Raw genomic sequence first — 20,671 nt, 5'->3', positions numbered from 1 at the left:
CCTGGTCCGAGGGGTGTCCGCGTGAGAGTCGTCCTGGTGCAGCCTCCCCGATGGTCGCCCGACGGGCACGAGAACTTCGACACGGTCGAGGAGATCCTCGCGGGCTTCCGGACGGAGGCCGAGGACGTCGTGCTGCTGCCCGAACTGGTGGGCGCGGACCTGCCCGGCCGCGAGTACCTCGCCAGGGTGCGCGGCCTCGCCGCACGGCTGGGGGCCTGCGTCGTGGGCGGGTCGCACTACGAGCCGACCCCGGAGGGGAAGGTCAACCGCGGGGTCGTGGTCGAGGCGGGCGCCGGTGTCGTCCTGGAGTACGACAAGCTCAACCCGTACGGCGTCGAGCGGCGCAGGGGCGTGCTCCCCGGGCGGGGTGAGGGGGTCTTCGAGGTCTACGGCCGGCGGTTCCACGTGCTGTTATGCGCGGATCTGTGGTACTCGGAGCTGCTGGCGCGCTCCGAGGCGACGGACGTGGTGCTGGTGCCCGCGTTCTCGGTGACGCAGTGGCCCACGCCCGACCCGGCGCGCGCCCTGTGGCAGCACATGTGCGTCGCGCGGGCCTACGAGTTCACCGCGTACGTCGCGGTGAGCGACTGGCACCACGCGTCCACCTACGACGGGCAGCCGTGCGCGGGGGTGACCGGCTTCGCCGACCCCTACCCCGCGCGGCCGGGCGGCTACTTCACCGCCCGCCCCGGCCACCCGGTCTCGGCGCACCGCCTGGACTTCGACCGGCTGGACTCCTTCCGGCTCAACCGGGCCCAGCGCGGCTTCAACGCCAGGCCCACGGGCTGAGCCGGCTACCCGGCCGCCGACAGCCGCCGCGCGGCGGCCACCTCGACGCGCGAGCCGAGCACGCGGGCCGGACAGACCTCCACGGCCACCTCCGGCTGGTCCAGGCACACCCCGGTGAGCAGGGAGAAGACCTGCTTGTGCATGGGGGAGGCGACGGTCGGCTCGCCGTTCCTGCTGCCGACGATGCCCCGGGACAGGACGTGCGCGCCGCTGAACGGGTCGAGGTTGGCGATCGCGTGGACCGTCCCTTCGTGGGTGAGGAAGACGGCCACCTGCCGCCCGTCCACGAGCGCGCACACTCCGCGTTCCGACAGCAGCGCACGGTAGTCGCACACCGGAGTCCAGCGACTCATCGGACCACCTCCAGGGGGATGAGGGCCGGCCTGATCTGGCCGCGTTCCGTGTCGAAGACGATCGACGGGTCGGGGACGTCCGGCGCGTTGACGAAGCTGACGAAGCGGCCGAGCTTCTCCGGATCGTCCAGCGTCGCCCGCCACTCGTCGGCGTACGTGGCGACGTTCCGGTGCATCTGCTCGTCGAGTTCGGCGCACAGGCCGAGCTCGTCGTCGATGACGACGCGGCGCAGGTGGTCGAGGCCGCCGTCCAGCGACTGCAGCCAGGCGGAGGTGCGTTGCAGGCGGTCGGCGGTGCGGATGTAGAACATGAGGAACCGGTCGACGGCGGTGATCAGCTCCTCCGTGCTCAGGTCGGTGGCCAGCAGGTCGGCGTGGCGCGGGCTGAAGCCGCCGTTGCCGCCGACGTACAGGTTCCAGCCCTGCTCGGTGGCGATGATCCCGAAGTCCTTGGACCTGGCCTCGGCGCACTCGCGGGCGCACCCGGAGACGGCCGACTTCAGCTTGTGCGGCGAGCGCAGCCCCCGGTAGCGCAGTTCCAGGGCGATCGCGAGCCCGACCGAGTCCTGGACCCCGTAGCGGCACCAGGTGGAGCCGACGCAGGACTTCACCGTGCGCAGCGCCTTGCCGTAGGCGTGGCCGGACTCGAACCCGGCGTCCACCAGCCGCCGCCAGATCAGCGGCAGCTGTTCGACGCGGGCGCCGAACAGGTCGATCCGCTGCCCGCCGGTGATCTTGGTGTAGAGGCCGAAGTCGCGGGCCACCTCGCCGATCACGATGAGTTTGTCGGGGGTGATCTCGCCGCCGGGGATGCGCGGGACGACCGAGTAGGTGCCGTTCTTCTGGATGTTGGCCAGGAAATGGTCGTTGGTGTCCTGCAGCGCCGCCCGCTCCCCTTCCAGGACGTGCCCGTTGTGCAGGGAGGCGAGGATCGAGGCGATGGCGGGCTTGCAGATGTCGCAGCCGCGGCCCTGCCCGTGGGCGGCGACCACCTCGGAGAAGGTGGTGATGCCGCGGACCCGGATGATGTCGAACAGCTCCGCCCTGGAGTGGGCGAAGTGCTCGCACAGCGCCTTGCCGATCTCGACCCCGGAGCTCTCCAGCAGCCGCTTCAGCATCGGCACGCAGCTGCCGCACGTGCTGCCCGCGCGCGTGCACGCCTTGATCCCGGCGACGTCGGTGAGCGCCTTGTCGGCGATCGCGGTGCGCACGGCGCCCGCGTCGACGTTGTTGCACGAGCACACCTGGGCGTCGTCGGGCAGCTCCAGGTTCGCCCCCGACCCGGTGAACAGCAGGTCGGACGGGCTGGCGGGCAGCGGCTTGCCGACGAACGGCCGCAGCGTCGCGTACGGTGAGGCGTCGCCGACGCAGATGCCGCCGAGCAGAGTCCGCGCGTCGTCGCTGATGAACAGCTTCTTGTAGACGCCGCCGACGGGGTCCAGGTAGGTGACGTCGAGCGCCCCCGACATGGCGCCGAACTGCGCCACCTCCACGCCGAGCAGCTTGAGCCTGGTGGACAGGTCGGCGCCGTCGAAGCGGGCCTGCCCGCCCAGGACGCGGTCGGCGGCGACCTCCGCCATGGTGAAGCAGGGCCCGACGAGCCCGTAGACCTGGCCGCCCGCCAGCGCGCACTCGCCGATGGCGTAGACGGCCGGGTCCGAGGTGCGCATCCCGGCGTCCACGACGATCCCGCCGCGTTCGCCCACGTCCAGGCCGCAGGCGCGGGCCAGTTCATCGCGCGGCCTGATCCCGGCGGAGAAGACGACGATCTGCGCGTCGAGCAGCGTCCCGTCCGGTTTGCGCAGGCCGGTGACGCGGCCTGCGGCGTCGGTGACGATCTCCTGGACGCCCGCTCCCGCGTGCACGCTCAGCCCGAGCCCCTCGATGTGGCCTTTCAGCACCGAGCCGCCGCCCTCGTCGACCTGCCGGGGCATCAGCCACGGGCTCATCTCGACGATGTGGGTGCGCAGGCCGAGCCCGCGCAGCGCGTCGGCGGCCTCCAGGCCGAGCAGCCCGCCGCCGACCACGACGCCGTCGGTCGCGTCCGCGGCGGCCCGCCTGATCGCGTCGAGGTCGTCGATCGTGCGGTAGACGTGCGCGTGCTCGGCTCCCGGCACCGGCGGGACGAACGGCGCGGACCCGGTGGCCAGCACCAGCACGTCGTACGGCTCGCTGCGCCCGTCGGCCGTGGTGACCACGCGGGCGGCCCTGTCGACACCGGTGACACGCGTGCCGAGCCTGGTCACCGCCTTGTCCGGCACGGGGTAGGTGAGCTCGGCCAGGCCGGTGCCCGACAGATAGGACGTGAGCGCCACCCGGTCGTAGGCGGGGCGCGGCTCCTCCCCGATCACCGTGACACGCCCGTCGAAGCCCCGCTCCAGCAGGTTTTCGACGAACCGGTGGGCCGCTGGGCCGTACCCGGCGACGACGATTCTGGTCATGCCGGAACCCCTTCCTGATCGCACAGCCAGCCGAGGATGCCCGCCACGGCGTCGCGGCAGGTGCCGCAGCCGGTGGTGGCCCTGGTCACGGCGGCCACTCCGGCCACGTCCCGCGCGCCCGCCTCCCAGCACGCCCGGATCTGGCCCTTGGTCACGTTGTTGCACTGGCAGACGCGCGCCGCGTCGGGCATGAGCACCGGGCTGTCGGCCTGCGGCGCCGCAGACAGGCCGGGGAACAGCAGCCCGGCACGGTCGCCCGGCAGCGGGCCGCCGCGGTCGAACAGCTGGGTGAGGGTGCCGACCGCGTCGCTCTCGCCGAGCAGGATCGCCCCCACCAGCCGGCCGTCGCGGATGACGAGCTTGCGGTAGGTGCCGCGGGCCCGGTGGCTGAAGCGCACCACCTCGGCGTGCTCGTCGGTGAGCTGGGTCTCGCCCATCGCGGCCAGCTCGACGCTCCTGGCCTTGAGCCTGGTCACCAGCCGCGAGCCGCGGTAGAGGGCCTTGCCACCGGTGATGACGTCCGCGGCGACCGCCGCCTGCTCCCAGGCGGGGGCGACCAGGCCGTAGACGGTGCCGTTGTGCTCGGCGCACTCGCCGATGGCGAAGACGGCGGGGTCGTCGGTGCGCATCTCGTCGTCCACGACGACGCCCCGCCGCACCTCCAGGCCCGCGTCGGACGCCAGACCCGTCACCGGGCGGACCCCGCACGCCAGCACGACGAGGTCGCCCTCGACCAGCTCGCCGCCCGCCAGGCGGACGCCCTCCTCCAGCACCTCCTCGGCGACCACGCCGGTGCGCACGCGCACGCCGAGCCCGGCCAGCGTCTCGCCGAGGACCAGCCCGGCCTCGGCGTCGAGCTGGCGTTCCATCAGATGCCCGGCGAGGTGGAGCAGCGTCACGGGCAGGCCGCGCCCCGCCAGCCCGCGGGCGGCCTCGATGCCGAGCAGCCCGCCGCCGATCACCACGGCCCCGCGGCTGTCCGCCGCCGCCCGCAGGATGCGGCGGCAGTCGTCGAGCGTGCGGAACGGGATCGCCCGCCGCACGCCGGGGATGCCGGGGACGATCGCCTCGCTGCCCGTCGCCAGGACGAGCACGTCGTAGGGCACGCGCCGCCCGTCCGCGGTCAGCACCGCGCCGGCGTCCCTGTCGATCAGGGTGGCGCTGCTGCCGAGGGCCGCGTCCACGTTGTGCGTGCCGTACCAGGACGGGTCGAGCAGCCGCAGCTGTTCGGGCCGCGCGCTGCCCGCCAGCACGTTGGACAGCAGGACCCGGTTGTACGGCGGGCAGTCCTCGGCGCCCAGCACGGTGACGGCGACGCGCGGATCGCGTGCGCGGACCTCGCCGACCAGCCGCGAGCCCGCCATGCCGTTGCCCACCACGACCAGCCTCATCCGATCCGCTCCACTCTGACGGCGCAGACCTTGAACTCCGGCATGCGGGAGACGGGGTCGAGCGCCGGGTTGGTCAGGCGGTTGGCGCCCTCCCAGTGGAACGGCATGAAGACCGTGTCGCGCCTGATCGCGTCGCTGATCCTGGCCCGGCCCTGCCCTTCGCCTCTGCGGCTGCTCACCAGCACCAGGTCTCCCGCCGTGATCTCGAGCTGCTCCGCGAGGTCGGGGTGGAGTTCCACGTACGGCTCCGGCACGGCTTCGGCCAGCGGGCCGATCCTGCGGGTCTGCGCGCCGCTCTGGTAGTGGGCGAGGACGCGGCCCGTGGTCAGGTGGACGGGGTAGTGCTCGTCGGTCTCCTCCTCCGCGGGCCGGTGGGCGACGGGGACGAACCTGGCGCGGCCGTCGGGGGTGGCGAACCGGTCGAGGAAGGGGCGCGGCGTGCCGGGGTGGCCGGGTCCGGGGCACGGCCAGAACACGCCCGTCTCCCGTTCGATCCGCTCGTAGGTGATGCCGGAGTAGTCGGCCGTGCCACCGGCGCTGGCGCGGCGCAGCTCGTCGAAGACCGCACGCGGGTCGGCGTCGAAGGTGTGGCCGAGCCGCCGCGCCAGCCCCTGGATGACCTCCAGGTCGGACCTGACGTTCGCGGGCGGCGAGACGGCCTGCCTGCGCAGCAGCACCCTGCCCTCGAGGTTGGTCATCGTGCCGGTCTCCTCCGCCCACTGGGTGACGGGCAGCGTGACGTCGGCCAGCGCCGCCGTCTCCGACGGCACCACGTCGGCGACGACCAGCAGGTCCAGCGCGCGCAGCCGGCCGGCGACCCGGCTGGAGCGGGGGGCCGAGACCACCGGGTTGGAGCCGAACACCAGCAGCGCCCTCGGGCCGTCCGGGGTGCCGAGCGCGTCGAGCAGCTCGTAGGCCGAGCGGCCGGGACCCGGCAGGCTGTCGGCGGGCACGCCCCAGACGGCGGCGACGTGCTCGCGCGCCGCCGGGTCGTCGATCTTGCGGTAGCCGGGCAGCTGGTCGGCCTTCTGCCCGTGCTCCCTGCCGCCCTGGCCGTTGCCCTGGCCGGTGAGGCAGCCGTAGCCGGACCCCGGCCTGCCGGGCAGGCCGAGCGCGAGGGCCAGGTTGATGAACGCGGTGACCGTGTCGGTGCCCTTGGCGTGCTGCTCGGCTCCCCTGCCGGTGAGCACGACGGCCCGCCCGGCCGCCGCCAGGGCCGTGACGGCCTCGCGCATGCGGGCGACCGGCACGCCGGTGATCCGTTCGACGCGCTCCGGCCACCAGGTGGCGAGCGAGGTCCGCACCTGCTCGAAGCCGGACGTCCTGGAGGCGACGTACGCCTCGTCCACGAGCCCGTCGGCGACGGCCAGGTGGAGCAGCCCGAGGGCCAGTGCGAGGTCGGTGCCCGGCGTGGGCTGCAGGTGCAGCCAGGCCAGCCTGGCGGTGGGGGTGCGGCGCGGATCGACGACGATCAGCCTGGGCCCCGTCAGGTGGCGGACGAGCGGCGGCATGGTCTCGGCGACGTTCCCGCCGGCCAGCAGGACGACGTCCGCCTCGGCCAGGTCGGTGACGGGGAAGGGCAGGCCGCGGTCCATGCCGAACGCCCTGATGGAGGCGGCGGCGGCCGACGACATGCAGAAGCGGCCGTTGTAGTCGATCTGGCTGGTGCCGAGCGCGACCCTGGCGAACTTGCCCAGCAGGTACGCCTTCTCGTTGGTGAGCCCGCCGCCGCCGAACACGGCCACGGCGTCGGGGCCGTGCTCGGCGCGGATGTGCGACAGCCGCTCCGCCACGTGGTCGAGGGCGGTGTCCCAGTGCACCGGGCGGCCGTGCAGCAGCGGGGTGGTCAGGCGCTCGCCGTTGGTCAGCAGCTCGGCGGCCGTCCAGCCCTTCTGGCACAGCGCGCCCGCGGAGTTGGCCGGGATGTCCGTCCGGGGGGTGATCGTGATCCCCGGCCCGTCGGCGGTGACCGCCATGCCGCACTGCAGGGCGCAGTACGGGCAGTGAGTCAACACAGGTGGTGTCCCTTCCACCGGGTCAGACCCGGGCGTAGGCCAGGCTGGAGACCCGCGAGACGCCGACGGTGCGCACGTAGCACCACCAGGTCAGCGCGAAGCAGGCCACGTAGAAGGCGCCGAACGCGACGAGCGCGGTGGCGGGGCCGCCCGTGGCGGCGAACGACATGCCGAACGCGCGGTTGATGAGGAAGCCGCCGAGCGCGCCGACCGCGGAGATGATGCCGACGGCGGCCGACGCCTCGCGCTTGCCACGCAGCGCGGCCTCCTCCCCTGAGCCGAGGTCGGCCAGCGCCTTCGCCTGGAAGATCGCCGGGATCATGCGGTAGGTGGACCCGTTGCCGATGCCCGCGGTGAGGAACAGCGTCTGGAAGGCCAGGAAGAACAGCCAGAAGGCGCCCGAGGCGCTGGCCGGCCAGAGCAGCGCCACTCCTGCGCCCATGGCGGCGAAGTTCCACAGCGTGACCGGCGCCCCGCCCTTCCGGTCGGCGAGCCAGCCGCCGACCGGCCGCACCAGCGAGCCGACCAGCGGGCCGACGAACGCCACCGTCGCCCAGGGCGAGCTGGGGAACAGGCTCTTGGCCAGCAGCGGGAAGGCCGTCGAGTAGCCGATGAAGGAGCCGAACGTCCCGACGTACAGGAAGGACATCACCCAGGTCTGCGCCCGGCCGGCCACGGCCAGTTGCGCGCGCGGCGAGGCCTTGGCGCTGGTCAGGTTGTCCATGAGGAACCAGGCGCCCGCGGCGGCCGGCACGACCAGCGGGATCCAGAACCAGCCCGCGGCGGCCAGCCCGAACGCGCCGATCACCAGCGGCATGACGAGCTGCACCGAGCTGACGCCGATGTTGCCGCCCGCGGCGTTCAGCCCGAGGGCCAGGCCCTGCTTGGAGCTGGGGTAGAAGTAGGTGATGTTGGCCATGCTGGAGGCGAAGTTGCCGCCGCCGACCCCGGCCAGCGCGGCGATCGCCAGGAACACCCAGTACGGGGTGCCTGGGTCGCTCACCGCGACGCCGAGCAGCACCGTGGGGATGACCAGCAGCAGCGCGCTGACCACGGTGAAGTTGGCGCCGCCGAACCGGGCGGGGCCGAAGGTGTAGGGCACCCGGAGCACGGAGCCGATCAGGTTCGGCAGCGCCACCAGCCAGAACAGCTGGTCGGTGGAGAAGGCGTAGGCGCCCATCTTGGCGGCCACGATGCTCCACAGCGTCCAGACGGTGAAGCCGAGATGCTCGGCGACGATCGAGAGCACGAGGTTGCGCCGCGCGACCCTCCTGCCCGTGCTCTCCCAGAATGACCTGTCGTCGGGGTGCCATTCAGCGATCCAGCGCGCCATCGTTCCTCCTGCGTTCGGCGGCGGGCCCCGAGCGTAGGAATCGCGTGTTGCGCCTTCTTCACCACCGGCCATGGTGCGCCGTTACATGTAACTAACCGGCGTAACAGGCAATACATATGCGTCACCGAGGAAACCTGGGCGAAACCTCGTCACACTTGAGACATAATATCCCAAGTCTCAATCTTTGGAGTTGCGATGGACGCCGTCAGGTCACCCCTGAAGTTCTTCACGCTGGTCTTCGCCCTCGCCGTCCCCTTCTGGGTGGTCGGCGCCTTCACCGGGAACCTCCCGGGAGCCCCGATGGACCTCCCGGTGAGCGCGCTCATGTTCCCCTGTCCGCTCGTGGCCGCCGCGCTGCTCGTCCGCCGGGAGGACGGGCCCGGCGGGGCGAGGCGGCTGCTGAGGAGCGCGTTCGACGTCACGGGGCTGAGGCGGCGGATCTGGCTCGCCCCCACTCTCCTGCTGATGCCCGCCGTCATGTTCGCGTCGTCCTGGCTGACCTCCCCGGAGCCGCTGCCGTCCACCTCGCTCCCGGTGGTCCTGCTGCTCTTCGCGGTGTTCTTCGTCAGCGCGCTGGGCGAGGAGGTGGGCTGGACGGGATACGCCGCCGGGCCGCTGCAGGAACGCCGGGGCGCGCTCGGCGCCGCCCTCATCCTCGGGACGGCCTGGGGCGCCTGGCACGTCGTGCCGCTGGTCCAGGCCCATCGCACCCCGTCATGGATCGCCTGGTGGTTCCTCGGCACGGTCGCCGCGCGGGTCCTCATCGTCTGGCTCGCCAACAACACCGGGGCGCCCGTGCCGTCGGCGACCGTCTTCCACGCCACGCTGAACGTGACGCCGTCCCTGCTGCCCGGCTACGCCACGCACGACGGGATCGTCGCCGTCTCCGCGATGATCACCACCGTCGCGGCCGCGCTCGTGGCGCTCGCCTGGGGCCCGCGAACCTTGGCAGGACGGCGCCACCGCGCCGACGCGCTCACGGTCAGAGGGAGACGGAGCCCAGGGTCAGAGCCGCGGCCGCGAGGATCAGCATGACCAGCGCGTTGGGCATGCCCTTGATGTCGCTCTTGCGCAGATGGGTGCCCACGGCGCCGACGAAGTAGACCACCAGACCGACGCCCGCCGCGATGCCCAGCGGGGCGTACCAGATCCCGATCAGCAGGCCCGCCGCGCCGGCGATCTCGCAGGCCGCCAGGAACGGGAACAGGCCGAGGGGCACGCCGATACCGGTGAGGCCGTCGACGATGCGCTTGCTGCGGGTGAGCTTGGCGTAGCCGGAACCCAGCAGAAGGAGTGCGAGCAGGATCGCGACGACGACGTAGGCGATGAACATTCTTTGCTCCAGATGGTCGAACTCGAGACATCGTGGAGGCTAGCAGATGATTGAAGAAATTCAATGAATGAGCATGGTCAACTATCAACGCGCTGGTAGGATCACCGTGTGATCGGAGACCGTCCCGGCCTGGTGCTGGCCTACTCGGGTCAGATCGCCAACGTGCGGATCAAGAAGGCGATGGCGCAGCACGGCCTCAAACCCGCCCACGGCCACGTGCTCCTGCTGCTGTCCGAGCAGGGGGCGAGGAGCCAGCAGTCGCTCGCCGAGACCCTCGGGGTCGATCCGAGCGTGCTGGTCGCCATCCTCAACGATCTGGAAAGCGACGAGCTGGCCGTACGGCGGCGCGACCCGGCCGATCGACGCCGGCACATCGTCGAGATCTCCGCGCGCGGCAAGCAGCTGGTCACCGAGATCCAGACCGCCATCGCCGCCGTCGAGGCCACGCTCTTCGCCGACCTCGACGCCGACGAGATCGCCACGCTGCACCGCCTGCTGGCCCGCGTCAGCACCTCACCCGACGACGACGCCTGCACCGAAGACTGACCGGGCCGGGAGAGCCGTCCGGCCGGCCTCCTACCGGCCGCGGACGACCGCCACGGCGCAGTGGGCGTGGTGCAGCACGCCACGGCTGACCGAGCCGAGCAGCACCGAGCCCAGCGTGCCGCGCCCGTGCGAGCCCACCACCACCAGGTCCGCCTCTTCGGAGGCGGCGCCCAGCGCGTCGACCGGATGCGCCGACTGGACGTCCTCCACCACCGTCACCTGCGGGTACTCCTTCTCCATCGCCTCCACCCGGTCCCTGACGACGCGGTACTGGGCCTGGCTGACCTCGTCCATGTCGTAGGCGATCTCCGGCGCGAACGCGTGCACCGGCAGCTGCCAGGCGTGCAGCGCCCGCAACTCGCTCCCTCTCAGCGACGCCTGCCGGAAGGCGTAGGCCAGCGCCGGTTCACACTCCGGCGAGTCGTCCACTCCCACCACGATCCGGCCGCGGACCGGGTGCGGTTCGGCGCGCACCACCACGACGGGGCTGCGCGCCTGCCCGGCGACGTGCGCGCTGACCGACCCCAGCAGCGCCCCGGTGAACCCGCCGTGGCCGCGAGTGCCGATCACCACCTCGTCCGCGGGGCCGGTCGCGTCGTCGGCCTGCTCGCGCAGCACCAGCGCAGGAGGTCCCTCCAGCAGCCGCGTCGTCACGTCGATCTCCGGTTGGCGGTCACGGGCCACCGCCGCCGCGTCGGCCAGCACGCGGTGCCCCTGACGGAGCAGCGCGTCCGGCCAGTCGGCGGTCGGGAACTTGCCGATCTGGTACGGCGAGCGGTCCACCGCGTGCACGATCCGCAGCGGCACGCGCATGCGCAGCGCGTCATCGGCCGCCCACTCCACCGCGGCCCGCGCCGCCGCGGAGCCGTCAACCCCCACAACGATCATGATTTCTCCCTCCACCCCCATCGCAGCCCGGCGCTCGGACGTCGCGCAAGGAAGTCCCGACGGCACAGGCCCAACGGCCACAGGCCGCCTGGCGGCCCGCGCGCCGGCGCTGCAAGAGGTATCCCCACCAGCGACGACGGGAATCGATCATGACCGATCCCGGACGCCGCGTCGTCACAGCTCGGCCGCACGCGGGACCCATCGGCCGGTTCGGCCGGGACGGCGGACAGCCCGCACCGGCCGAAGGTCAGGGGCGCCGCCACGGGGCCCGGACCACGGCCACCGGGCAGCGCGCCCGGTGCAGGACGCCATGGCTGACGGACCCGAGCACGGCCGAGGCGAACCCGCCCACCCCGCGCGACCCGACCACCACGAGCTCAGCCGTCAGGGACGCCTCGACCAGGACCGGCACCGGATGCCCGCGCACCACCGACTCGGTCACCTCGACGTCCGGGTACTTCTCCCGCCATGCCACCAGCAGCTGCCGGAAGTCCCCCACCGGGATCGCGCCGGCGCCCGCCTGCTCCGTGGCGGGCGGGGCGAGCTGGCGGCCGTGCACCACGCGCGCCCGCGCGCCCCGGGCGCTGGCCTGCTCCATCGCGTACTCCAGGGCCGACTCCGAGTCGGCGGACCCGTCGTACCCGATGATGATCTCGCCGCTCTCGCCGGCGGGCCTGCGGACGTAGACCACCGGGCAGTGCGCGCGCCCGGCGAGGCCCAGCCCGACCGACCCCAGCACCAGGCCGGTGAAACCGCCCCGCCCCCTGCTTCCCAGCACCACGGTGTCGCCCGTCTCCGACTCGGTCACCAGCCGCTCGACCACCGCCCCCGTGACCAGGGCGGTCGAGACGTCCAGGCCCGGGACCTGGGTTCTGGCCTGGTCCGCGGCCTCCTGGAGCAGGTGGGTCCACTGCTCGGTCCGCGTCGTCTGGGGGCTGGCGGCGGTGAGCGGGTGCTCGGCCCTCCAGGGTTCGCGCACGTGCACGATCCGCAAGGGCAGCTTCCTGCGGGCGGCGTCGTCGGCCGCCCAGGCGAGCGCCGACCCCGCCGACCGCGATCCGTCGACTCCGACCACGACCGGTCCGCTCATCACCGGCCTCCTTCCGCTGGGCACGCCTCCTCTCCAGCACACTCCCTGACGCGCGCGCCTTTCCAGGGGACGAAGTCCCGGCACGTCAGGGACCAACGGCCCGCCGCGGGACCATCGGCAGGCGGAGAGGGGACCTTGGACTCGTCCATCAGGCCCGGACGCCGGTGGATCCTGGACGCGTACGACTACGGGAGCACATCCAGGTCGAGCGCGAGCTCCTGGACGGAGGGGGTCCGACCACCGCTCCCACCAGTGTGAGGAGATGGTCATGGAAGCCAAGGAGTGGACCGTCAAGATCTTCATCAGCGAGGACGACGGCGACGAACGCACCCTGGCGCGTGCCGTGCTGTCCGCACAGGGCAGCCAGTGGCACGAGAGCGTGGGTCTGGCCAGGCGTAACCCGCACGACCGGCCGGTGCCGGAGATCGGCGACGAGCTGGCGGCGGGACGCGCCCTGATGGACCTGGCCGACAAGCTGATCGGCGACGCCACCGAGGACGTCGCCCGGCTCGGCGGCCCTGTCGAGGCCGGTTGACCGCGCATCGCGTCCGGCGGGCTCCCGCCGGACGCGATCCTTGTCTCTGAGCGCGGATAAGGGCTCCGAGACTCCCGCCGTGGCCGAACTTTCGCGCCCGACCGGCACTCCAACCAGGGTAGGACTCAGAAGATCGTGGAGGGATCACCATGAAGCAGTCGACTGCCCTGCGGATCGGCCGTTCGGCACTGGTCGCGGCGCTCGCTGGAGGGGTGGTGCTGGCCGGCGTCGCGCCCGCCGCGCTCGCGGCGCCCGCCGCGCACCGGAGTGTCACGCTTGGGCCGTTCGGGTACGGGAGCGTGAAGCTGGGAATGTCCGCCACGACGGCCAAGACGACCGGGCAGATCGTGTCCAAGTCCGCCCCCGGAAGGGCGCCCGGGTGCTCCGGCTGGGACCTCAGGGACCACCCGACCGGCAAGGACGACGTGGGGTTGTACATCTCCAAGAAGCGCGGCGTGGCCGTGATCTTCGCGTCCAAGGGCGTCAAGACCCCTGAGGGCATCGGGCTCGGCTCCACCAGCGCGCAGCTGAAGGCCGCCTATCCCAAGCTGGAGCAGAGCGCGAGCGGGTTCCCCATGGTCAGGGTGCCGGGCAACCCGAAGGCCAGCTACTCCTTCCTCCTGTCACACAACAAGATCTACGAGATGTCTCTGAGCGTGAACGGCCAGGACTGCGTCAACTAGACCCTCCCGTCCGAGCGACGGCGGGGCCGCCGGCCTCGCCGTCGCCTCTCGGAAGAGCCGTTCGGCCAGGACGTCGTCCACGAGCGACGCCTGACGCCCACGGCCTACCGGGCCGGCTTCAACCGCGCCCTGACCCGTCCCGGCCGGGCGTAGGAGCACCCGCACCCGGCTCGTCACGGTGACCACCTGGGCCGGGCGGTTCTCGCCGGTCCGGTGGGCGTAACGTGGCGTTCATGCCGAAAGTTCGCCTCACCGGCGAGCAGGCCACCATGCTCGCCACCCTGTACTGCAGGGCTCTGGACGCCCGGTCGCCGAGGCCGCTGCTCAACGACACGATGGCGCTGGACGCGATCGAGCAGCTCGACTTCGACGCCGCCGCCACCGGGGTGCGGCGCGGCGACCACATCATCTTCGCGCTCCGCGGCAGGCACCTCGACTCCTGGACCCGCGAATTCCTGGCGAGTCACCCCGCGGCCACCGTGCTGCACCTCGGCTGCGGCCTCGACAGCAGGGTCTACCGCGTCGCCCCGGGCCCCGGCGTGCGCTGGTTCGACGTCGACTACCCTGAGGTGATCGACCTCAGGCAGCAGCTCTACCCGCCGCGCGACGGCTACCAGACGATCGCCTCGTCCGTCACCGATCCCGCGTGGCTGGCGGACGTGCCCGCCGACCTGCCGGTCCTGGTCGTCGCCGAGGGCCTGACCATGTACCTGGAGGAGGCCGAAGGCAGGGCGCTGTTCCGGCGCATCGCGGACCGCTTCCCGCACGGCCAGTTCGTCTTCGACGCGTTCAGCACGCGCGGCATCAAGCTGCAGAAGATCAACAAGATCGTCCGGGCGGCGGGCGCCACGCTGCGCTGGGGGGTCGACGGCTGCTCGGACCTGGAGTCGATCGCACCCGGCCTGCGGTGCGCGAGCGCGGTGGGCCTCTTCGACATCGACGGCTACGACGAGCTGGGAGCCGGCTACCGGACGCTGGTCCGGGCAGCCAGGCTCCTGCCCTTCATGCGGAGAATGTCGGTCTTCTACCGGCTCGAGTTCTGACGGTCTCCCGCCCGTGCGGGCGGCGGGGCTCTCGCGCCGCCGCCCGTCCGTCACCGCGTCCCGGCTACCGGCGTCACCGGGACGCCCGCCAGGGGTTGGGCGGCGTAGGTGACCCGGACGACCCCGTCCGGGTCACGCGCCGCGCGGGCGCGCACGCCGAAGACGCGGCGCAGCACGTCCGGCGTCAGGGCGTCGAGCGCGGGCGCCGCCGCCGCGACCCGCCCGCCGTGCAGGACGACGAGCGAGTCGCACACGCGCGCGGCGAGGTCGAGCTCGTGCATGACGACGAGCGTGGTGGTCCCGAGTTCCCTGATGAGGTCCAGGAGTTCGAACCGGGCCTGGATGTCGAGGTGGTTGGTGGGTTCGTCCAGGACGAGCAGCCGCGGTTGCTGGGCGAGCGCGCGGGCCAGCAGGACACGCTGGCGCTCCCCGCCCGACAGGGAGCCGAAGGCGCGTTCCGCCATGGCGGACACCCCGGCCCGCGCCATCGCGTCCCGCACGGCCGCCTCGTCGCCGGGGGCGTGGCGGGTGAACAGCGCGTGGTGCGGGGTGCGTCCGAGCTCGACCACCTCGGCGACGGTCATGCCCGCCGGTGTGGTGTCGTCCTGGAGCACCGCCGCGATGCGGCGCGCGGCCTCCCTCGACGACCAGGCCCACACGTCCCGCTCCCCCAGCCGCACGGTTCCCGAGCCGGGGCGCAGCGAGCGGTAGACCGTGCGCAGCAGCGTGGACTTGCCGCTGCCGTTGGGCCCGACGAGGCCGACCACCTGCCCCGGCTCCGCGACGAGGGAGACGTCGTGCAGGACGGGCACCCCGCCGAGCGCGACGCTGACGTTGTCGACGCGCAGCCTCATCGCTCCTCCCTGCGCAGGAGCCAGACGAAGAACGGGGCGCCGAACACCGCCGTGAAGATGCCCAGGGGCAGCTCGGCCGGACGGTCCACGGTCCGCGACAGCAGGTCGACCAGCACCATGTAGAGCGCCCCGACGAGCGTGGCCAGCGGCAGCAGCCGGCGGTGGTCGGTGCCGAAGGCCATCCGCACCAGGTGGGGGACCATCAGCCCGACGAACCCGATGCCGCCCGCGACGGCGACGACGGTGCCGGTCAGCAGCGAGGAGACGACCAGCAGGCCGGCTCGGGCGCGCCGCACGTCCACGCCGAGGGCCGTGGCCGGCTCCTCGCCGGTGATCAGGGCGTTGAGCCGCCGTCCGTACAGCACCAGGCCCGCCGTACAGGCGAGCACGGCCACGGCGACCGCGGGGAGATGGCCCCACTGCGCGCCGGCCACGCTGCCGAGCATCCAGAACATCACCTTCCGCAGCTCCTCGGGGTCGGCCTGGAGCTGCAGGTAGCTGGTGGCGGCGAGCAGCACGTAGCCCACCGCCACGCCCGACAGCACCAGCCGCGTGGGCGTGAGGCGGCCTCGCCGCTGGCCGAGGGCGAACACGACGAGGGCGGCGAGCATCGCTCCGGCGAACGCGGCCGAGGAGACGCCGAGGCCGCCGGCGGCCGCCGACCCCAGCGTCATGACGAGCACCGCGCCGGCGGAGGCGCCGGAAGAGACGCCGAGGACGTACGGGTCGGCGAGCGGGTTGGTCACCAGCGCCTGCAGGACCGCGCCGGCGACGGACAGGCCCGCCCCGGCGAGCGCCGCGAGGAGCACCCGGGGAATCCGGTACTCCCAAATGATCTTGGCGTTGACCGGGTCTCCCGGCCGACCCGTCACGATGTCCCAGGTCTCGGCGAGCCGGATGTTGACGGACCCGACGCCGATCGCGACCAGCATGCCTGCCACCAGCGCCGCGGCGAGCGCGACGAGGCAGACGGTCAGGGGAACGCGGCGCAGCATCAGAACTTCTCCGGGTGGAGCATCTTGGCGATCCGTTCCACGGCGACGGCGTTGTCGGGGCCGAGGTAGGCGGAGTCGGAGAGCACCACGTACCGGTTGTCCCTGGCCGCCCGCCAGTGCGGGAACTGGGCGAAGAGATTCTTGGCCGCGCCGTCGGGGTCCGGGTTGCGCCAGTTGATGAGGACGACGGCGTCGACGTCGGTCCTGGCCACCTGCTCCTTGCTGAGATTGGCGAAGACCGCGTCGGTGACCCCGGCGAACGCGTTGACGCCTCCGGCCTTGGCGAAGATGTCGTTCCACATGCCGTTGGCGCCGATCGAGCTGAACTCGGCGGCGCCCATCTCCATGCCCGGGATGATGTACATGACCTTCGGCCGCGGCCCGTCCTTGACCTTGGCCGCGATCTGCTCGATGCGCTCGCGTGAGCGCGCGATCAGCTCTTCGGCCCGGCCGGAGACGCCGTACACCCTGCCCAGCTCGCGCAGCATCTCGTAGCTGTCGTCGATGGTCTGGGTGCCCTTGATGGTGCCGGGGCCGCCGCAGGTGGAGTCGGGGAGCCAGGTGTTGGCGCCGATTTCGAGCAGCTCCTGCCGGGTGGCGTAGCCGTTCTGGGCGTCGAAGTCGAAGCCGGTCGTGCCGATGACGAAGTCCGGGCGCAGCGCGAGCATGCTCTCGCGGGAGATGTCGTAGCTCCCCTTGTTGATCTTCGCTTTGGGGAGCCGCTCGATCGCCTCCGCCCGGCCGGGCACGTCCGAGGCGCCGTAGGACTGGGCGTTGGCGACGATCCGGCCTTCCACGCCGAGAGCGATCAGCGCGGAGACCTGCCCCACCGCGCCGCCGCTCATCAGGACGGTGCGGCTCGGCGGCCGGTCGAAGGTGTACGAGTGGCCGCAGTTGGCGATCGTGACGGGATAGCCGGGGGCCGGACGTCCGGCCGCCGAGGCGGTCGGGGCCGATGGGGTCGACGAGGTCGAGGGGGCCGCGCACGCCGTCACCGGCAGGCAGAGCGCGGCGAGCAGGGGGAGCGCATGCGAAAAGCGCACAGGAGGTCCTAATCAGTTTCGCGGCACGCAGGAAGGGCGCACCGATGCCAGCGGTCGTTTCCGTCCGGTCGGAGACCGGGAACCAGAGGTCCCGTCGTGGACCGGAACCAGAGGTCCCGTCGTGGACCTGGACTCAGAGGTTCCGGCCGGGGACCGGGAATCAGAGGGAGGAAACGACCGCAGGCGGGCCCCGGCGGCTGACCGCGGACCGCAGCATCGCGGACCGCAGCCGAAGGACGTCGGGAAAGGCCGGGACGGGGTGGCGTCCGGCCGCCGGCTCGGGCTCCGGCCAGGCGACGATCAGACGGCTGATGCGGGCGCCGAGCAGGCGCAGGATCGCCCACACGCCCGCCTCGCCCTTGGCCAGCCAGACGGCGGTCAGCGTCACGGCCGCGCCGTGCAGGACCGTCATCCCGAAATCGGGCGCCGCGCAGTGGAGGTGCTGGACGACGGCCTCCCCGGGAGGGGTGGCGTCGACGGCGGCGAAGATCACGTGCATCCCCGCCTGCACGGCCGCCAGCAGCGGGAGGATCACGGGGAGGCCGCGTTCCCGCCGGGTCGCCGGCAGCGCCGCGAGCAGCGACAGCCCCAGGCCCCACGTGGCCGTCTCGGCGCTGACCGTGCCCCCGGCGAACACATGCGCGAGCACGCCCAGCGCGACGCACACCGTGGCGAAGGCTGCGGCGCGGGCGAGACGAAGCAGGGGGGCCGCCAGCATGACCCGGACATCATCGCACGGGATCCGGCAGCCCCGGCGATCACCTCCCCACCCCGGCCGCCGGGGCCGAGCCGCTCGGGAGGCTGGCCCCCGCGCCACCCCTGTCGAGCCGTTCCGGAGGCTCGCACTACGCGACGCCTCGTCGAGGCGGTCACGCCGGCGGGGTCGCCTCCAAGCGGTCGCGGAGCCTGCGGATCACCAGCGGGCCGTAGCCGCGGACGAGCGGCTCCACGGCCGGAGCCAGGAGTCGCATGCCAGTGAAGCGGAAACCGCCGAGGAAGGCGAACCGGGTCCGGCCGCCGTCGGGGACGGCCGCCATCCCGCCGAGCAGGAACCGGCTCTGCATGACGCACCACCCCGGGCGCAGCACGATGTCGAAGCGGGCCCGGACCCCGCCGTAACCGCGCGCGCGGCCTTCCAGGCGTTCCCCGTCGGCCGCGGTGATCCGCATCGACCGGACGTCCGGCAGCAGGACGGGCAGTTCGCGCTCCAGGTCTGCCGCCACGGCCCACACCGCGTCGAAGGGGGCGTCCACCACCTCCTCGGCGAACAGGGCGCTGGGCTGGGCGGCGGCGAGGATTCTCAGCCGTGCCACGTTGTCGAGTTCCGCGACGGGCCAGGTCATCGGTCCCACTCCTTTCTGAAACTGCGCCGCGCGCGGAACAGCCTGGACTTGACGGTGCCCGCGGGCAGGGCCAGCAGTTCGCCGATGGCCTGCTCGTCCAGGCCTTCCAGGTCACGCAGGGTCAGCACGGCGCGGTGTTCCGGCGTGAGCCTCTCCAGCACGTCCCGGACGTCGGCCGACAGCTGCGGGTCGCCTCGGTCGGGGACGTCGTCGAGCTCGGCGGGCCTGGCCCGGCTCGCCTTGCGGGCCACCCGTACGGCCTCGCGCACCGTGATGGCCCGCGCCCAGCCGAACAGCGCGGCCGGCTCCTTCAGCTGCCGGAGGCTGGTGAAGATGACGATGAGGGCCTCCTGCGCGGCGTCCTGGCCGTCGTCGAGCGCGATGGGGCCGGCCAGCCGCCCCACGTACGGGGTGAGGGCGGCGAGCAGCTCCTGCATGGCCAGCGCGTCGCCACGCTGGGCGGCGCGCACCAGCGTGGGGAGACGGGCGGGGTCGACGTGGTCCGCCGTCCCCGCCGGAAGCGTTGACATGCGCACCATTACAGTCCGCGCAGGAACGGGACGAGCGTGCGGGTCAGCTCGTTGCGCCCCGGAGCGGCGAACAGCGGGTCGAGGTGCTTCATGGCGTGATCGCCCGCGTAGGTGGCCCGGGGGATGCGGGAGTGCTTGACGACCCAGCGGGCGGCCGTCAGTTCCGTGCCCTTGTCCAGGCCGCTCTCGAAGGCGTACAGCGGCACGTTGACGCGGCGGGCGTGCCACAGCCGCAGGCCGAGCAGCTCGGCGGACTCGGTGTCGGCGTACGGGTCGACGGCGTCCAGGTCGAGGCTCAGCCGCTGCGGCCAGTACCACTCGAACGTGCCCGGCGCGGGCCCGGCCATCGCCTCGGCGACCCGCGACAGCGGCGTCATGCCGTCGTCCACCCAGTCACCGTCGTCGCCGAGCCGTCCGGACACGACCGCCAGTTGCGGCGCGGTGCCCGGCGCGGCCTGCACCAGCCAGCCGAGCAGGCCCGCGTTGGTGACGGGCCGGGAGGGACGCAGCTTCTCGGGGAGCCGGTCCGCCAGGACCGACGGCGCGTGCGGGTCACGATGGGCGTACCAGGCGACGAGCTGGTACCAGATGGCCGCCTGCTCGGGCCGGGCGCCGAACCCCTTCCCCTGCGACAGGTAGCTGTCGAACGGCTCGCCCTTCTCGATCGCGGCGAGCCGGGCGCGGACCTCCTCGGGCGCGTTGTGGATCGTCCCGCCCTCGCCCGCGAACGCGCCGTGCACGCCGCCGTCGATCAGCAGCAGCCCGGACAGGTCCTGGTAGCCGGGACGGCCGGCGAAGTCCCAGGCCGCGTACGCCAGCGCGGTCGTCGCACCCCAGGAGTGGCCGCCGAGGACCACCTTGCGGCGGCCGTGGTCCGCGGCGGCCTGGACGACGCCGCGCAGGTCGTCCAGCGCGACCTTCAGCCCCCAGGAGCGGGCCCGCGAAGAGGTGGGGCTCTTGCGGTAGCGGCCGTCGAGGTAGTAGCGGGCCGGGTCGCCGCCCTGGAATCCGCCGAGGTCGGCCAGGTTCTGCTCGCGGCGGTCCACGGCCCACACCTGCGTGTCGGGGGTCCGTGCGACCAGGTCGCGGGCCAGGACGCGGAAGCCGTTGGCCGCTCCGTACATGCCGGACACCAGGACCACCACGCGCTTGGCGGAGGGTCGGCCGATCTTGAGGACGTGCACGTCGCCGAGCGCCGCGTACGACTCGCGCGGCCCGGACGTGCTCGCGGCGGCGGACGCGGAGGCGGGGCCGGCCGCCAGGAGACCGGCGGCGAGTGCGGCGGCGAGCAGCTTCCTGCGGGTGGGGTTCAACGGGACCTCCGTGAGGCTGATGGGGTGTTCGGCAGGAAGAGCAGGCGGAACGCCCGGAAGTTCCTGTGATCCGCGACACAGCCAAGCTGCGGGGCGGCGCCCGTTCCTCCGGCGCCGGATCCGGCCGCTGGTGGCCGCCACCATCACCTACGA

At 72.9% G+C, this 20,671-nt stretch carries 21 protein-coding genes; 6 read left to right on the top strand and 15 right to left on the bottom strand.

The genetic code is table 11. The features are described 5' to 3' along the window. Positions 1-21 precede the first annotated feature (21 nt). Positions 22-789 (top strand): carbon-nitrogen hydrolase family protein, encoded by a 768-nt coding sequence (locus ABT294_RS15305; protein ID WP_350806182.1) that lies wholly within the window; start codon positions 22-24, stop codon positions 787-789. A gap of 5 nt (positions 790-794) precedes the next feature. On the opposite strand, the gene nirD is transcribed toward ABT294_RS15305, so the two are convergent. Genes nirD through ABT294_RS15280 form a run of 5 tightly spaced genes read right to left on the bottom strand, consistent with a single transcriptional unit; the run spans position 795 to position 8,322 of the window. Next, positions 795-1,142, bottom strand: coding sequence for a nitrite reductase small subunit NirD (gene nirD / locus ABT294_RS15300; protein ID WP_350806181.1), 348 nt, complete (start codon positions 1,140-1,142; stop codon positions 795-797). Then, the gene (gene nirB / locus ABT294_RS15295; RefSeq protein WP_350806180.1) at positions 1,139-3,583 is read right to left on the bottom strand and encodes a nitrite reductase large subunit NirB; all 2,445 of its coding nucleotides are present in this window, start codon (positions 3,581-3,583) and stop codon (positions 1,139-1,141) included. The genes nirD and nirB overlap by 4 nt, the downstream gene beginning before the upstream one ends. Next, complete coding sequence (locus tag ABT294_RS15290; protein ID WP_350806179.1) at positions 3,580-4,974, bottom strand: FAD-dependent oxidoreductase; 1,395 nt, start codon at positions 4,972-4,974, stop codon at positions 3,580-3,582. Before ABT294_RS15290 ends, nirB begins: the two co-directional genes overlap by 4 nt. Further along, positions 4,971-6,989 (bottom strand): molybdopterin oxidoreductase family protein, encoded by a 2,019-nt coding sequence (locus ABT294_RS15285; RefSeq protein ID WP_350806178.1) that lies wholly within the window; start codon positions 6,987-6,989, stop codon positions 4,971-4,973. Before ABT294_RS15285 ends, ABT294_RS15290 begins: the two co-directional genes overlap by 4 nt. 22 nt (positions 6,990-7,011) lie before the next feature. After that, on the bottom strand, positions 7,012-8,322 hold the full coding sequence (locus tag ABT294_RS15280; protein ID WP_350806176.1) for an MFS transporter: 1,311 nt from the start codon (positions 8,320-8,322) through the stop codon (positions 7,012-7,014). A 195-nt stretch (positions 8,323-8,517) separates the two neighbouring features. Here ABT294_RS15280 and ABT294_RS15275 point away from each other — a divergent pair, with 195 nt between their 5' ends. Beyond that, positions 8,518-9,357, top strand: coding sequence for a CPBP family intramembrane glutamic endopeptidase (locus tag ABT294_RS15275; RefSeq protein ID WP_350806175.1), 840 nt, complete (start codon positions 8,518-8,520; stop codon positions 9,355-9,357). On the opposite strand, the gene ABT294_RS15270 is transcribed toward ABT294_RS15275, so the two are convergent. Further along, a complete protein-coding gene (locus ABT294_RS15270; RefSeq protein ID WP_350806174.1) occupies positions 9,305-9,655 on the bottom strand; it encodes a DoxX family protein in 351 nt (116 codons plus the stop codon). The genes ABT294_RS15275 and ABT294_RS15270 overlap by 53 nt on opposite strands. A gap of 108 nt (positions 9,656-9,763) precedes the next feature. Between ABT294_RS15270 and ABT294_RS15265 the strand changes: the two genes are divergently transcribed. Beyond that, the gene (locus ABT294_RS15265) at positions 9,764-10,201 is read left to right on the top strand and encodes a MarR family winged helix-turn-helix transcriptional regulator (protein ID WP_350806173.1); all 438 of its coding nucleotides are present in this window, start codon (positions 9,764-9,766) and stop codon (positions 10,199-10,201) included. A gap of 30 nt (positions 10,202-10,231) precedes the next feature. On the opposite strand, the gene ABT294_RS15260 is transcribed toward ABT294_RS15265, so the two are convergent. After that, the gene (locus tag ABT294_RS15260; RefSeq protein ID WP_350806172.1) at positions 10,232-11,089 is read right to left on the bottom strand and encodes a universal stress protein; all 858 of its coding nucleotides are present in this window, start codon (positions 11,087-11,089) and stop codon (positions 10,232-10,234) included. A gap of 247 nt (positions 11,090-11,336) precedes the next feature. Next, positions 11,337-12,179, bottom strand: a complete 843-nt coding sequence (locus tag ABT294_RS15255; RefSeq protein ID WP_350806171.1) for a universal stress protein — start codon at positions 12,177-12,179, stop codon at positions 11,337-11,339. Between the two features lie 268 nt (positions 12,180-12,447). Here ABT294_RS15255 and ABT294_RS15250 point away from each other — a divergent pair, with 268 nt between their 5' ends. From ABT294_RS15250 to ABT294_RS15240, 3 genes are all read left to right on the top strand, one after another. Next, entirely contained in the window at positions 12,448-12,714 is a 267-nt protein-coding gene (locus ABT294_RS15250) for a DUF1876 domain-containing protein (RefSeq protein WP_350806169.1), read from the top strand. Positions 12,715-12,863: 149 nt separating this feature from the next. Then, the gene (locus ABT294_RS15245) at positions 12,864-13,397 is read left to right on the top strand and encodes a hypothetical protein (RefSeq protein ID WP_350806168.1); all 534 of its coding nucleotides are present in this window, start codon (positions 12,864-12,866) and stop codon (positions 13,395-13,397) included. A 233-nt stretch (positions 13,398-13,630) separates the two neighbouring features. Next, positions 13,631-14,440, top strand: coding sequence for a class I SAM-dependent methyltransferase (locus ABT294_RS15240; RefSeq protein WP_350806166.1), 810 nt, complete (start codon positions 13,631-13,633; stop codon positions 14,438-14,440). Positions 14,441-14,490: 50 nt separating this feature from the next. Here the strand turns inward: ABT294_RS15240 and ABT294_RS15235 are convergent, their stop codons facing one another. The 7 genes from ABT294_RS15235 to ABT294_RS15205 form a co-directional block, all read right to left on the bottom strand. Further along, positions 14,491-15,294 (bottom strand): ABC transporter ATP-binding protein, encoded by an 804-nt coding sequence (locus ABT294_RS15235; RefSeq protein WP_350806165.1) that lies wholly within the window; start codon positions 15,292-15,294, stop codon positions 14,491-14,493. Next, complete coding sequence (locus ABT294_RS15230; RefSeq protein ID WP_350806162.1) at positions 15,291-16,289, bottom strand: FecCD family ABC transporter permease; 999 nt, start codon at positions 16,287-16,289, stop codon at positions 15,291-15,293. The genes ABT294_RS15235 and ABT294_RS15230 overlap by 4 nt, the downstream gene beginning before the upstream one ends. Beyond that, a complete protein-coding gene (locus ABT294_RS15225; RefSeq protein WP_350806161.1) occupies positions 16,289-17,332 on the bottom strand; it encodes an ABC transporter substrate-binding protein in 1,044 nt (347 codons plus the stop codon). The genes ABT294_RS15230 and ABT294_RS15225 overlap by 1 nt, the downstream gene beginning before the upstream one ends. Before the next feature lie 160 nt (positions 17,333-17,492). Continuing rightward, positions 17,493-18,050 (bottom strand): MFS transporter, encoded by a 558-nt coding sequence (locus ABT294_RS15220; protein WP_350806159.1) that lies wholly within the window; start codon positions 18,048-18,050, stop codon positions 17,493-17,495. 151 nt (positions 18,051-18,201) lie between these two features. After that, positions 18,202-18,675 carry an SRPBCC family protein gene (locus tag ABT294_RS15215; RefSeq protein WP_350806158.1) on the bottom strand — a complete coding sequence of 158 codons (474 nt, stop codon included), beginning with the start codon at positions 18,673-18,675 and terminating at the stop codon, positions 18,202-18,204. Further along, complete coding sequence (locus ABT294_RS15210; protein ID WP_350806157.1) at positions 18,672-19,205, bottom strand: RNA polymerase sigma factor; 534 nt, start codon at positions 19,203-19,205, stop codon at positions 18,672-18,674. Before ABT294_RS15210 ends, ABT294_RS15215 begins: the two co-directional genes overlap by 4 nt. A gap of 8 nt (positions 19,206-19,213) precedes the next feature. Next, the gene (locus ABT294_RS15205; protein WP_350806156.1) at positions 19,214-20,518 is read right to left on the bottom strand and encodes an alpha/beta hydrolase; all 1,305 of its coding nucleotides are present in this window, start codon (positions 20,516-20,518) and stop codon (positions 19,214-19,216) included. Positions 20,519-20,671: the final 153 nt, after the last annotated feature.

It is taken from the genome of Nonomuraea sp. NPDC000554 (assembly GCF_040300065.1).
In the GTDB taxonomy this organism is placed as follows: Bacteria; Actinomycetota; Actinomycetes; order Streptosporangiales; family Streptosporangiaceae; genus Nonomuraea.
Note: the sequence above shows the minus strand (reverse complement) of the source record. Positions and strands in the feature narration are given on the sequence as shown.

Excerpts from the sequence above, each read along its gene's own strand:
- ABT294_RS15220 (WP_350806159.1), bottom strand. The coding sequence starts at position 18,050 with ATGCTGGCGGCCCCCCTGCTTCGTCTCGCCCGCGCCGCAGCCTTCGCC.
- ABT294_RS15250 (WP_350806169.1), top strand. The coding sequence starts at position 12,448 with ATGGAAGCCAAGGAGTGGACCGTCAAGATCTTCATCAGCGAGGACGAC.
- nirB (WP_350806180.1), bottom strand. The coding sequence starts at position 3,583 with ATGACCAGAATCGTCGTCGCCGGGTACGGCCCAGCGGCCCACCGGTTC.
- ABT294_RS15260 (WP_350806172.1), bottom strand. The coding sequence starts at position 11,089 with ATGATCGTTGTGGGGGTTGACGGCTCCGCGGCGGCGCGGGCCGCGGTG.
- ABT294_RS15210 (WP_350806157.1), bottom strand. The coding sequence starts at position 19,205 with ATGTCAACGCTTCCGGCGGGGACGGCGGACCACGTCGACCCCGCCCGT.
- ABT294_RS15275 (WP_350806175.1), top strand. The coding sequence starts at position 8,518 with ATGGACGCCGTCAGGTCACCCCTGAAGTTCTTCACGCTGGTCTTCGCC.
- ABT294_RS15270 (WP_350806174.1), bottom strand. The coding sequence starts at position 9,655 with ATGTTCATCGCCTACGTCGTCGTCGCGATCCTGCTCGCACTCCTTCTG.
- ABT294_RS15245 (WP_350806168.1), top strand. The coding sequence starts at position 12,864 with ATGAAGCAGTCGACTGCCCTGCGGATCGGCCGTTCGGCACTGGTCGCG.
- nirD (WP_350806181.1), bottom strand. The coding sequence starts at position 1,142 with ATGAGTCGCTGGACTCCGGTGTGCGACTACCGTGCGCTGCTGTCGGAA.
- ABT294_RS15235 (WP_350806165.1), bottom strand. The coding sequence starts at position 15,294 with ATGAGGCTGCGCGTCGACAACGTCAGCGTCGCGCTCGGCGGGGTGCCC.
- ABT294_RS15255 (WP_350806171.1), bottom strand. The coding sequence starts at position 12,179 with ATGAGCGGACCGGTCGTGGTCGGAGTCGACGGATCGCGGTCGGCGGGG.
- ABT294_RS15280 (WP_350806176.1), bottom strand. The coding sequence starts at position 8,322 with ATGGCGCGCTGGATCGCTGAATGGCACCCCGACGACAGGTCATTCTGG.
- ABT294_RS15215 (WP_350806158.1), bottom strand. The coding sequence starts at position 18,675 with ATGACCTGGCCCGTCGCGGAACTCGACAACGTGGCACGGCTGAGAATC.
- ABT294_RS15230 (WP_350806162.1), bottom strand. The coding sequence starts at position 16,289 with ATGCTGCGCCGCGTTCCCCTGACCGTCTGCCTCGTCGCGCTCGCCGCG.
- ABT294_RS15240 (WP_350806166.1), top strand. The coding sequence starts at position 13,631 with ATGCCGAAAGTTCGCCTCACCGGCGAGCAGGCCACCATGCTCGCCACC.
- ABT294_RS15290 (WP_350806179.1), bottom strand. The coding sequence starts at position 4,974 with ATGAGGCTGGTCGTGGTGGGCAACGGCATGGCGGGCTCGCGGCTGGTC.